Genomic DNA, 11,699 nt, shown 5'->3' on the forward strand with positions numbered 1-11,699 from the left:
CTAAAACGCTAAGTCGACTAATTTCTCGGCAATCTCTGCGAACGACTCCGCAGCTTGCTCGGAGTAGCTTGCCCACGCCTCCTGACTCCATATTTCAACACGATTCGACACACCGAGCACAACAGCGTCCCGGGTGAGGCCTGCATACTCTCGCAGAGACGACGGAATCAACACGCGCCCCTGTTTGTCAAGTTCGCACTCCGTCGCCCCGGAAAAGAAGAACCGTACGAACGACCTGGCGTCAGCACGCGTCATCGGCAAGCTTTTCAACTTAGCCTCTAAGATCTCCCATTCGGTGCGGGGATACACAAACAGACACTTGTCCAAACCGCGGGTCATCACGAAATTGGAACCTAACTCTTCGCGGAATTTCACGGGGATAGTCATTCGCCCTTTGTCGTCGAGCGTATGTTGATACTCCCCCATGAACAAGCGTCTTCACCACCTTCTCCCCATTTCGCACCACTTTGCTCCACTTCCCACCACTCACCTATGCATTCGCCCTGCAATCACGGATTCCTTCTCACCACCGGTAAATTGACGAGATTTTTTCGCACACCGAAGCGCCAACCTGCAACGTCCAGCGGCCGTGGCACAAAAAAACACTGGCCTTGGGTATCCCAAGACCAGTGGATTGTGTGTGAATTCTTTAGTTGAAGAACACGTCGTAAGTGCCAACTGAAGCAGGAGGTTCCAACCAAATGGGGGCTTCTACGAGCCAGCGAACGCCGTATTTCGTCCAAAGGTTGAGTGGAGACAAGCGTCGCTCCTGTGGATGACCGTCTGTCCACAGCCAGCGATTGACATGGTGGAGTTGCCGCAACTCCACGTCGTGCTGGAGTTCAAATTGACGTCGGGTTTTTCTGGCTACGCGCTCGATGCCTGCCAGTTCCCGCGCGATGTGCCGATCCGTGAGCTCCCGTACTTGAGGACCGACGTGGCCGAATTGTTCCACCCACGCTGCCCACCGAGCGCGTGTCTGTTCCTGTAACGCAGCAACAGCATCCTCCAACGCCGAGCCCTCCAGTCGAGTGCGCAACCAATGGGCCACGTCCAACGGTTGATTTAATACGTCCGTCGTCAGCCCCCACTTTTCCATCTGCCGTCGCACCGTGGGCGGAAACAGACGCAGCCGGTGTCGCAGAATCAGAGGAGGGAGCGTTCGACCATGGGCGCGGAAGACAGCGCCGGCCAGCGCATGATAGGCGACCTCTGCCGGACCCCCGACGTATGTGAGCGTCGGCAAGAGCGCATCTTGCACAACAGGCCGCAGAAGTACGTTGGAACTGAAATTTTCCGGGCGCTCTTCGGCGAGAGCGAGCCACTCTTCCAACGACTTTTCCACGCCGAGCCCGCGCGCACGGAGACGTCCCTCACTTGTGGTTTCGAGAACGAACCGCTTCCCATCCTCCACATAGAACACCGTGGTGTTGGTGACATCGCGGATGACGGGCGGTTCAAAGCCACGACGGGTCACGTCTTGATAGACAGCGTCAAGTTCCGTTTGAACGTCGGCGACGTATTGCAGCGCGTGCTTCCAGACCGGTCGAATCAACGCGCGCAAGGACGGCAAGCACGGATCCAGCATGACAATGCCTTTCGGTGCAAGCATATGTAAGAGTTGTTTCGCAAACCAGTCTGACATTGCCATGCCGTCTGCGAACGCTTCTTCAATCTGCGCCAGAACTTCGTATTTGTACGGAGCCTCTGGGAGGGCATGGTGCGCGTCCGCCAACACGCGCTGAACTGCATCCGGTGTCAGCTGCGTATGAAACACCATTTGATGCAATGGTACATCCTGCTGCAGGCGAAGTTTGCGAATTTCTTCGTCGCCATCCAGAACGTAGGCGTGATTGACTTCTCCCCAGTCGTGGTCTTCCGAAGCCACCCAAAAAATAGGCACCACCGGCCTGTCGAGTTCCTGTTCCAACCGCTCGGCCATCCCAATGGCAGACAACGCTTTGTACAGCGCGTACAGAGGCCCGGTAAACAACCCCGCCTGTTGGCCCGTGACAACGGCCACGCTCCTTGGATCTCGCAACCGTTCCAACTGGCGAAGACAGGCCTCGGACGCGCCCAATGCCAGCATATGCGGACGCAAGGCACTGACCAATGCCTCCCGGTGAGGGACAGTGAACTCGCTTTGCAGGTGTTCTGCCCGCCGACGATACGTCTCCAACTCCGTCGGGTTCTGCAGGTGGTATAAGTCTGCGACTTGGTGGAACGCGTGTTGGTGCACGTCCGTCAGCGGATTTCCGCTAGACTCTGCGCGCAGCGTCCATTCCATAGAAATGTTCCCCATTTCCGTCAAGCTTACTTGTGGGCCCTTGCACACGGCGCATCAACATGTATAGAGAATTCACCCTGGTACGAATCGCCGCTGCAAAAGGTGCCTGGTACCCAGCATATGACTTCAGGGGCCCTTTCGGCAAGTTTCCGCCGGAACTCACGTCCACCACGTCCACGCTCGCCTGTTTGAACGCCCTGTAGCGGGCAGCAATCAACCAAAGCTTGTACTATCGTTAGACGGGATATACCGGATGCTTCCGCCGCCCGAATGACAGTGACTTGGTTTCGTACATCGCAAAACGAGTCACGAGTTCATCGCGCAACTGATCCGGCTGGACAATGTCATCGACAATGAGTTCCGATGCCAACCGATAGATATCGATGTCCTGGCGGTATTCTTCCCGTTTTTGTTCAACAAACGCCTGCCGTTCTGATTCTGGCAGTTCCGCAATTTTGTTGCTGTAGACCGCGTTGACGGCAGCTTCCGGTCCCATCACGGCAATTTGCGCATTCGGGAAGGCGAGGCAGCAGTCCGGTTCAAAGGCAGGGCCGGCCATCGCATACAGGCCTGCTCCGTATGCTTTACGCACGATGACGCTGATTTTCGGGACGGACGCTTCAGACATGGCGGCAATCAGCTTGGCGCCGTGCCGAATGATGCCAGCTCGCTCCACTTTCGTACCAATCATGAACCCTGGTACGTCGGCTAAGAACAACAATGGGATGTGAAACGCATCGCACAGCGTAATAAAACGGGCCGCCTTGTCCGCGGAATCGACGAACAACACGCCACCCTTGACCCGTGGCTGGTTCGCGACAATCCCAACGACTTTTCCGCCAATCCGACCAAACCCTGTGATGATTTCTGGTGCGAACAACTTTTTCACTTCGTACCAGCTACCGTCGTCAATCACGCGCTGGATGAGATCCAACATGTTGAACGGCGCATTCTGGTTCTCGGGAACAATCTGCGAAATCGTCTTTTCAAATACGGCTGGCGACTTTCGCTCGGCCACAGGCGGTTTTTCGGTGAAGTTTGAAGGCATGTAGCTGAGATACTGACGCGCCGACTGAATGGCCTCTTCCTCGTTGGCCGCCAACACGTCTCCGCATCCACTGACCGAGCAGTGCATGCGGGCACCGCCCATTTCTTCCAATGTGACCTTCTCGCCAATCACCATCTCTGCCATACGTGGTGACCCGAGGTACATGCTCGCGTTCTTGTCCACCATGATGACGATGTCACAAAACGCCGGAATGTACGCTCCGCCTGCGGCGGACGGCCCGAACAACACGCAAACCTGCGGAATCATACCCGACAGGCGAACCTGGTTGTAGAAGATACGGCCAGCCCCGCGCCGACCCGGAAACATTTCAATTTGATCCGTAATCCGCGCCCCCGCCGAGTCGACAAGGTATACCAGGGGAATCTGCATTTTTTCGGCGACTTCCTGAATGCGGATGATCTTCTCCACCGTGCGTGCGCCCCAGCTCCCGGCCTTCACAGTGCTGTCGTTTGCCATCACGGCCACAGGGCGCCCGTGAATCGTTCCAATCCCCGTGACTACGCCATCCGCGGGCAACCCGTCGGCCATGCAGTTGGCAAATAGGCCGTCTTCCGTTTGAAGGTCGTTGTCAAACAACAACTTGAGCCGGTCGCGGACAAACAGTTTGCCCGCTTCCCTGTTTTTCTCGTGGTACTTTGGTGCACCGCCGGACTTGATTTCTTCCGTGAACTGCTGAAGTCTATCGTTCCCCATACACAGGCTCACTCCTTTTCAGAGGTTGTCCGAACAGGGTCGAGAAGTCTGCATCTTCACGCGCTTGATTCGCCTCACACGCGCCTGACGTTGCCCCTGTATCGGACACGCACATTCATCATCGTCCAATGTAGTTCGGTTTGCGCTTTTCTGCGAAAGCAGCGAGTCCTTCCAACCTATCATCCGTAGGGATGACGACCTCGTACGCCTTTTGCTCGATGGCGAGCCCAGTGTGGAGGTCGACCCCAAAGCCCTGATCAATGGCAAATTTCGCTTGACGCACGGCAACCGGTCCATTGGCTGCAATTTCCGCAGCGAGTTGGTACGCAGCTGACAACAAGTCTTCCGCGTCCACCACCTGATTGACGAGCCCGAACGACAACGCCTCGTCGGCGTCGATGCGCCTCGCGGTATAAATCAATTCCTTGGCCTTTGCCAGGCCAATCAGCCGCGGTAAGCGCTGTGTCCCCCCCGCGCCCGGAATAATCGCGAGGCTTGTTTCAGTGAGTCCAAGTTTGGCCGTCTTCGAAGCAATCCTCAGGTCGGCAGCGAGTGCCAGTTCCGTGCCACCACCGAACGCCACTCCATTGATGGCGGCGATGGTCGGCATCGGTAAATCGGCGAGGTCTTCAACAACACCGCGAATCAGACTGACCGTTCTCCGAACCTGTGTATCGTCCATCCCTTTGCGTTCCTTCAAGTCCGCGCCAGCGCAGAATGCCTTGTTGCCAGCGCCGGTGACAATCACAACGCGGACGTCAGGACGAAACTTGACTTGGTACAGCGCGTCGTGCAAGTCGTACAGCAACGCGAGCGATAGCGCGTTCGCGCTGTCTGGACGGTTCAACGTCAGCGTCACGATGCCGTCCTGCTCTTGTATGTTGACGAACTTTTCAGTCACACGATGCTCCCCTTTCGCGTCCCCGGGCGACCGCTCGAGCATGGCTCGGCAATGGCCGACCAAGTTTCTCTTCAAACCAACGCGTGATGTCCGCTACCGCCTGACTGTCAATCCCCGTGGCGATGCCCATGCCATCAAACAGGTACAAAAGATCATCGGTGGCGACGTTCCCCGAGGCCCCGGGTGCGTAAGGACAGCCACCCAGGCCACCGACAGACCCATCGAACACGCGAACACCGGCGTCATAGCCGGCCACCACATTGGCCACAGCCATCCCGCGCGTGTCGTGAAAATGCAATGCAATGCGAGACAAATCTACTTCCTTCGCTAACGTCTCGACCACGGAGCGGACCTGGGTGGGCACTGCGACGCCAATGGTATCCCCCAGGGATAATTCGTCGATGCCGAGTTCAAATAATCGATAGCAAACCGAGAGAACGTTCTCCACTGCCACTGGACCTTCGTACGGGCAACCAAAGACGGTGGAAACGTATCCTCGAACCGGTTTCCCCGCCTGCTTGGCGCCGCGAATGACGGGTTCCAACACAGGAAACGTGTCTGCTATCGACTTGTTGATGTTCTTCAGATTGTGCGTTTCGCTCGCCGACATAAAAACATTGACCGCGTCGACGCCGACCTCGAGCGCCCGTTCCAAACCTCTTTCGTTCGGGACCAGCGCACTGTACTCGACGCCTTCCTTGCGGTGAATCTGATGGAACACGTCGGCCGCGTCCGCCAATTGCGGAATCCACTTGGGATGTACGAAGGAACTGACCTCTATGTACTGAAACCCAGCCTCCGATAACCGGTTGACCAGCTCCACCTTGACATCGGTCGGAACAAAGCCCGCCTCGTTCTGCAATCCGTCGCGGGGCCCCACTTCTTTGAGTACAACCTGGTCGGCCATCGTCCCCGTCTCCTCTCTACTCTAAGTCGACCAACGGATCTCCTTCGTTGACAAAGTCTCCAGCCTGAACGTGTACAGCCTTGACCGTGCCCGTTGAGTCTGCTGAAATCGGAACTTCCATCTTCATCGACTCCAGTGTCACTACATCTTGTCCTTCTTGCACCGCGTCACCCACCGACACGGAGACACTGAGGACTGTACCTGCCATGGAAGCGAAAATTTGCGCCATCTTTGTTCACGACACCTTTCGTTTGAAATTCATGATGCAATACATGGTCAAAACCACTTGTGCAGAAAATCGGTCGTCGTATCCCCACGTGCAAACGCATCGGAGTCGATGACCTTGCGAAGCAGCGGTAAATTCGTCTTGATGCCGGTGACGGTATACGATGACAACGCGTCCGCCATCCGCCGAATCGCCTCCGACCGACTTGGCGCGTGGACAATCAACTTGCCAATCATTGGATCGTAATACGGAGTGACTTTCGATCCGCTCTCCACACCGACATCGTTGCGGACGCCTTCGCCCGTCGGCAACGTCAACTGTTCAATGGTGCCAGGCGATGGCAACATTTTTTCCGGGTCTTCCGCGTACACCCGACACTCAATCGCGTGACCGACGAGCGGAACGTCGGACTGCGCAAACGGCAAGAGAGCGCCGTCCGCAATCTGCAACTGGAGTTCTACCAGGTCAAGTCCCGTAATCATTTCGGTCACCGGGTGCTCGACCTGAAGCCGCGTGTTCATTTCAAGAAAGTAGAATTGCTTGGCACTGTCCACGAGAAACTCAACCGTCCCGGCATTGCTGTACCCTATCGTCTGCGCAGCCTTCAACGCGGCCTGTCCCATCGCTTGGCGCAGTTCATCATCGACAAACGATGACGGCGCTTCCTCAATGACCTTCTGGTGCCGCCGCTGCACAGAGCACTCGCGTTCCCACAAGAAGACACCGTTGCCGTGTTCGTCAAACAGCACCTGAATCTCGATGTGGCGCGGTGATTCCACTACTTTTTCGACGAACATTTCTCCATTGCCAAAGTAGGCTTTGGCACGCGACTGATTCGAGGTGAACACCTTGCTCAACTCGTCGGCGTTGTGTACCACTTGCATCCCGATTCCGCCGCCGCCGTGAGCAGCTTTCAACATCACGGGATACCCGATTTGTTCAGCGAAAGAAAGCGCTTCCGCAAGGTCTACAGCACCCTCTGTTCCCGGAACAATGGGCACGCCGGCCGTTTTCATCATGCTGCGAGCGGCAATTTTACTGCCCATGGCCGCAATCGCGTCTGCTGAGGGGCCAATGAACTTGATCCCAGCTTCCCGGACCGCTCTTGCGAAGGCCGGCTGTTCACTGAGCAAACCATAGCCTGGATGAACCGCATCGGCGCCCGTGTCTCGCGCAGCCTGGACAATGGCGTTGACTTGCAAGTAACTTTGCGCCACAGGGGGTGGACCAATGCGTACGGCCTCGTCCGCCTCACGGACGTGCAAAGCATCCGCGTCCGCATCGGAATACACAGCCACCGTTGCGATGCCGAGCCTTTGGCAAGTGCGAATCACCCGGCGCGCGATTTCGCCTCGATTCGCAATCAGAACTTTGCGAAACATAGAATTCCCCCTCTCCCCAACATTCTATATTAGCGTAACAGTTCACAAGACTCTTTGCAAAGTGGAAGAGTCGCCCATTCCGAGGCGGCGGGGCCTTTGGCCGCATTTCTCGGTACATTCAGATGTGTGTTACAATCATTCACTGTACATTGTCCGAGAGAAGGGTGGTCATGACACCAGGATTTCCATACTCTACGACGAGGCCGCTGTTTGGCCAGGTCGCCATCGTCACAGGTGCGTCTAGAGGGATTGGGCGTTCCATCGCTATCTCTTTGGCTCGAGCAGGAGCCTATGTAGTCGTGAACTACCGACAGTCGAAGGCGGCAGCGGACGACGTTGTTGCTCAGATCCACCAAATGGGCAGTCGTGCGATTGCGGTTCAGGCCGACGTGACCGAACCTGCCGACGTGGATTCGCTTGTTGCGGCGGCCGCGGAACTCGGCGTCCCTCGTATTCTCGTGAACAACGCAGGGATTGGGAGTTCACAGTTGTTAATGGACACGACCCTGGAAGAGTGGGAATCCCTTATGAAGAGCAATCTCACGGCGCCGTTTCTGTGTGCGAAAGCTGTCCTTCCACACATGGTCCGAGCAGAGTACGGGCGCATCATCAACATTTCGTCCATCTGGGGACTCTCTGGCGGATCGTTCGAGGTGGCATACTCGGCTTCCAAAGGCGGCCTGATTGCGTTTACCAAGGCACTCGCCAAGGAAGTGGCTCGTTCTGGCATCACCGTCAACGCGGTCGCTCCCGGGGCCATTGAGACCGATATGCTTTGGAATTTATCGCCGGAAGAAAAACGGGAGCTGGCCGAGGAGACGCCCGTCGGGCGGCTGGGTCATCCAGACGACGTCGCGCACGCAGTGCTTTTTCTCGCCTCCCCCAGCGCTTCGTACGTGACGGGACAGGTGATTAGCCCAAATGGAGGCTTGGTTACCTGAGCGATGTTGGACTGGAGCCCCCGTTGTTGCAACGCTCGGACTACACCCGATTTTCGCATTCGGGTACAGCCGCCCTGTCGATTGGCTCGTCTCCGTCATTCCTTATAGGGAGAGCACCGCGGTAAGACATAGAGGAGTCGTACATGAGCCGTGTCATACGCGCCCTGTCGACTCCTCGATTCGTGCCATCGCGGAAAGGGGAGACTTCACTTGAAACGCAGAGCGGAGCACACGAGGCACGGGCGTCAGACATCTTTACGAAGGCACACACCTGCTCGTGAGACGGTGAAACTCAAGCGACTCCGCCGACAACTTCGAAAGGAAGCACGTGCTTGGGGTCTCGCCGAGAACGATCTCCTCTCTCTGGTTGTCAGTCTGTCCGAGACGATTCGGGATCAGGTTCCCGGAGCGGGTTCATTCGATACAAAGCAGGTTGTCCAGTGGATTCGTCACCCGATGTTCCCGCTCATGCTGCAGTGGATTGGCTCGTCCGTAATGAACGCTCTGTCCAACAACGATGCCCCACCATCAAACCAAGAGGCGCCTTCTACCCAAACGCCCCCTCCCTGGCCGAACGTTCCTCGCACACCGGCGCCTGCACCTCACCATGCAGTGCCATGGGCACCACCATCCCGACCACCGGGCTCAGGGTATGCTCGCCCCGGAGCACCAACACCCGGAGTGGTCCCCCCAGAGTTCAGGCCGCCTGCCCCACCATTTCCTTTTTACTGATTCTTAGAGCGGAGTGAGCTGTACACCAAATCGCCGGATCCTTAGGCTCACGTGCACCCGAATGTCTGCCGTGCGGAATCGCTGTGCCCAAGGGTACGATGTGAACTGCTGGTCCGTGGCGAAATGTCCGCGAGCATGTGAAGATATGGGAATGACATCGGCGTCGTAGTCGTGGTAGAGCTTCGTGAGCAGTGCCGTGTACTCCTTTGCGGTAGCCGCCTGTAAGCTCTGTTCCAGCTTGGTGCGGTTCTCGGGCCGGCTGTAATCCACACCACTCTCTACATTTAACAAATCAGCCTCCAGAGGCACGTCCACATCAATGGCCATTGGATTCGACAACTGAACGGTGTATCGAGGCGCGCGTTCTTTACGCATCGAGAGACCGACGTGCTTACCCGGTGCCAGTGGATCGGAAAAATCCAGCTTCGTGTTGCGCAGAATCCCCGAAAGGAATTGTAGTTGTATCGATTCACGCCCGTTGAGCATCCCAACCAGTTGGTCGTGGCGGAATACGGCAGCACCGAGCCACTCTACCGGGTCTCCACCCGCTCGCGGCACTTCTCCCGGTTGAAAGACGTCCTGCCCGTCCTTCACGCCTTGTTCTCCCTGCGGATCGTCCTTGACCTTCTGATTGATGGAGAACAGCGGCAAGACACCTCCAGACTGTTCACCTTCTACAAAGCGGTGCAAGTCTTGCAGGTACACCACCGGAACCAGACCGGTTCTCTGACTGGTCAAGGCGATGCCATCCGCGAGACGACCAGATGTTTTATCCAGCATCGGCTTCTGAGTTGCAAGGACTTCGCGTGCTGTACCATCTGCCACACCCACGAGAATCGTGGGGCGAAACTCACGGTACCGTACCAACACCTGCATCGTCGGCTTGAGCCCCTCTTGAGCCAATGACTTGCCGAAAACGATGTTGGTTAAGTGGGTGAGAGACACCTGGCGCTCCACACTGGAATTCGCGATAAGCAATGCCTCCGTCACGCTGTGGGCGCGATACGTGACGGGTGCTTTTCCTGCCAGCGGTGTATCCGCAGAGCTTCCACCGCCTCCGCCGCCGGCGGGGTTCTGTGGAAGCGCAAAACGAAGCGTGAAATCAATCATGTCACCCGGTGCCTTGTCAATGCCAAGCGCTGTGACAAACGCTTGTTGTTCCAGCTCCTGTCGGTCATAACAACCTGTGACACAACTACAGAGTGCGCACGTTAAGAGTGTAATGACAGCTTGACGCAAACGATGGTAACCCATATTCATCACCCGCCAGGACTAGCTTCCCCAGCCGACCTGGCTTCATGCGAAAAGAGGCTCACAAAGGGATGCCCCTCTGTGAGCCTTTCCTGTCTACTCTGCCTGCTCCATAGCATTGTCAGCGCTGACGCGTTCGAGATTTCCGTACTCGTCAATCCGGTACATAAATCCTGAGGTGACATCACTGGCATCGAGGAATGTCGCTTTGCGAGCCCGTTCCACAATTTGCACCAGCGCGCGATAATCACTTGCCATGGTCTCGTAGTCGCGACGGAGTGACTCATGTTCCTCTCGCAGTCGCCCGAATTCATCGTTCTGGCACTCATACCTGGATTTCCACTCGGCCGCTTCCCGTTGGGCAGCTCGCCAACGCGTAGCCCACTGCTGCGCCGTGTTCTTTTCCTGACGCAAGAAGCGAAGTACCTGTGCCCAACTCATGAGCGTTGCGGTCGGATGGTCGTAATCTCCGCCTTCCATCTGTGCCTGAATGCGCTCCGACTTTCGCTGCTTTCTATCTTCCTTGGCTTCTTCAATCTGCGGACGAAACTGTTTGCGGACACAGGCATTCCAGCGAAATCCACACGCGGCAGCCGTTCGTCCAAGCCTGCGACTGGCCTCGTTGAATCCTGCCAGCTGTGTACTACCGTCGCGAATGTGTTTAATCACGACCTCCGCGAGAATCGCGTCGTCCTCTGTCGTCCAGGCGTCTTGCCTCATGGTGCGTAAGTTTTGTTTCATCGTTGTTGATCCCCCTGAATCTGCCGAAACAACCTTATAGACTGTTCAAACTATCATAAGTAATTTCCAATTTTGCAAGGGTTTAAACTTAACATCCAACAGGAACCAATTACGAAGTGGTAAACATCGCACTTGTCGGCCAACGTTCCGGAGCGTACAAAATCAGCTTCCCGCCCATCGGTTTGACCGTAGAAACGGGAAGCTGTACGAATTTCGACCGATTGAGTTGTTCGCCGTTGAACAACGTGTGTGACTTTTGTTACCTATCTTCCGCACCGCTGGTCCGCATGGCGCCCCTCGCCATCAGGTCACATTACGCCGCGAAGAAAACAGTCTCCTGAGCCCAGTGCGACGGTAAATCGCAGGTTCGGACGCGTTGACAAACATGATGTTCGCCGTTGGTTGAATGGGCCGCACCCGCCGCTTTCGCAAGATCTGCCAAAGACCGATACCGACTGCGAACCAGCGACCGCGCAGGATGGCGGTCCACAGACCGTAGATAAACATCAATAATTTAATCAACCGATATGTCGTTCGGACAATCCCCATGCAAACATCACTCCCTTGCA

General features: G+C 56.4%; 11 protein-coding genes. 1 reads left to right on the plus strand and 10 read right to left on the minus strand.

Translation table 11 applies throughout. From position 1 onward, the window contains the following. The 7 genes from mraZ to YWK_RS0105535 all read right to left on the minus strand — a co-directional run bounded on the left by mraZ (window position 1) and on the right by YWK_RS0105535 (window position 7,465). Window positions 1–432 (minus strand): division/cell wall cluster transcriptional repressor MraZ, encoded by a 432-nt coding sequence (mraZ, locus tag YWK_RS0105505; RefSeq protein WP_026964018.1) that lies wholly within the window; start codon window positions 430–432, stop codon window positions 1–3. Window positions 433–649: 217 nt separating this feature from the next. Next, on the minus strand, window positions 650–2,287 hold the full coding sequence (bshC, locus tag YWK_RS18490; RefSeq protein WP_051375186.1) for a bacillithiol biosynthesis cysteine-adding enzyme BshC: 1,638 nt from the start codon (window positions 2,285–2,287) through the stop codon (window positions 650–652). Between the two features lie 235 nt (window positions 2,288–2,522). Beyond that, entirely contained in the window at window positions 2,523–4,049 is a 1,527-nt protein-coding gene (locus tag YWK_RS0105515) for an acyl-CoA carboxylase subunit beta (RefSeq protein WP_026964019.1), read from the minus strand. Between the two features lie 118 nt (window positions 4,050–4,167). Beyond that, a complete protein-coding gene (locus YWK_RS0105520; protein ID WP_026964020.1) occupies window positions 4,168–4,950 on the minus strand; it encodes an enoyl-CoA hydratase in 783 nt (260 codons plus the stop codon). Continuing rightward, entirely contained in the window at window positions 4,943–5,857 is a 915-nt protein-coding gene (locus tag YWK_RS0105525; RefSeq protein ID WP_026964021.1) for a hydroxymethylglutaryl-CoA lyase, read from the minus strand. Before YWK_RS0105525 ends, YWK_RS0105520 begins: the two co-directional genes overlap by 8 nt. Before the next feature lie 16 nt (window positions 5,858–5,873). After that, complete coding sequence (locus YWK_RS0105530) at window positions 5,874–6,086, minus strand: acetyl-CoA carboxylase biotin carboxyl carrier protein subunit (protein ID WP_026964022.1); 213 nt, start codon at window positions 6,084–6,086, stop codon at window positions 5,874–5,876. Between the two features lie 47 nt (window positions 6,087–6,133). Further along, window positions 6,134–7,465 carry an acetyl-CoA carboxylase biotin carboxylase subunit gene (locus tag YWK_RS0105535; RefSeq protein ID WP_026964023.1) on the minus strand — a complete coding sequence of 444 codons (1,332 nt, stop codon included), beginning with the start codon at window positions 7,463–7,465 and terminating at the stop codon, window positions 6,134–6,136. Window positions 7,466–7,635: 170 nt separating this feature from the next. On the opposite strand from YWK_RS0105535, the gene ymfI reads away from it, so the two are divergent. Then, the gene (gene ymfI / locus YWK_RS0105540; protein WP_051375188.1) at window positions 7,636–8,406 is read left to right on the plus strand and encodes an elongation factor P 5-aminopentanone reductase; all 771 of its coding nucleotides are present in this window, start codon (window positions 7,636–7,638) and stop codon (window positions 8,404–8,406) included. A 735-nt stretch (window positions 8,407–9,141) separates the two neighbouring features. Here the strand turns inward: ymfI and YWK_RS18495 are convergent. The 3 genes from YWK_RS18495 to YWK_RS0105560 all read right to left on the minus strand — a co-directional run bounded on the left by YWK_RS18495 (window position 9,142) and on the right by YWK_RS0105560 (window position 11,679). After that, window positions 9,142–10,392, minus strand: coding sequence for a Ger(x)C family spore germination protein (locus tag YWK_RS18495; protein WP_051375190.1), 1,251 nt, complete (start codon window positions 10,390–10,392; stop codon window positions 9,142–9,144). A 93-nt stretch (window positions 10,393–10,485) separates the two neighbouring features. Beyond that, window positions 10,486–11,130, minus strand: a complete 645-nt coding sequence (locus YWK_RS0105555; RefSeq protein ID WP_245578519.1) for an RsfA family transcriptional regulator — start codon at window positions 11,128–11,130, stop codon at window positions 10,486–10,488. A 303-nt stretch (window positions 11,131–11,433) separates the two neighbouring features. Beyond that, window positions 11,434–11,679 (minus strand): hypothetical protein, encoded by a 246-nt coding sequence (locus YWK_RS0105560; RefSeq protein ID WP_026964026.1) that lies wholly within the window; start codon window positions 11,677–11,679, stop codon window positions 11,434–11,436. Between the last annotated feature and the right edge of the window lie 20 nt (window positions 11,680–11,699).

It is taken from the genome of Alicyclobacillus pomorum DSM 14955, from assembly GCF_000472905.1.
GTDB classification, from domain to species: domain Bacteria; phylum Bacillota; class Bacilli; order Alicyclobacillales; family Alicyclobacillaceae; genus Alicyclobacillus_A; species Alicyclobacillus_A pomorum.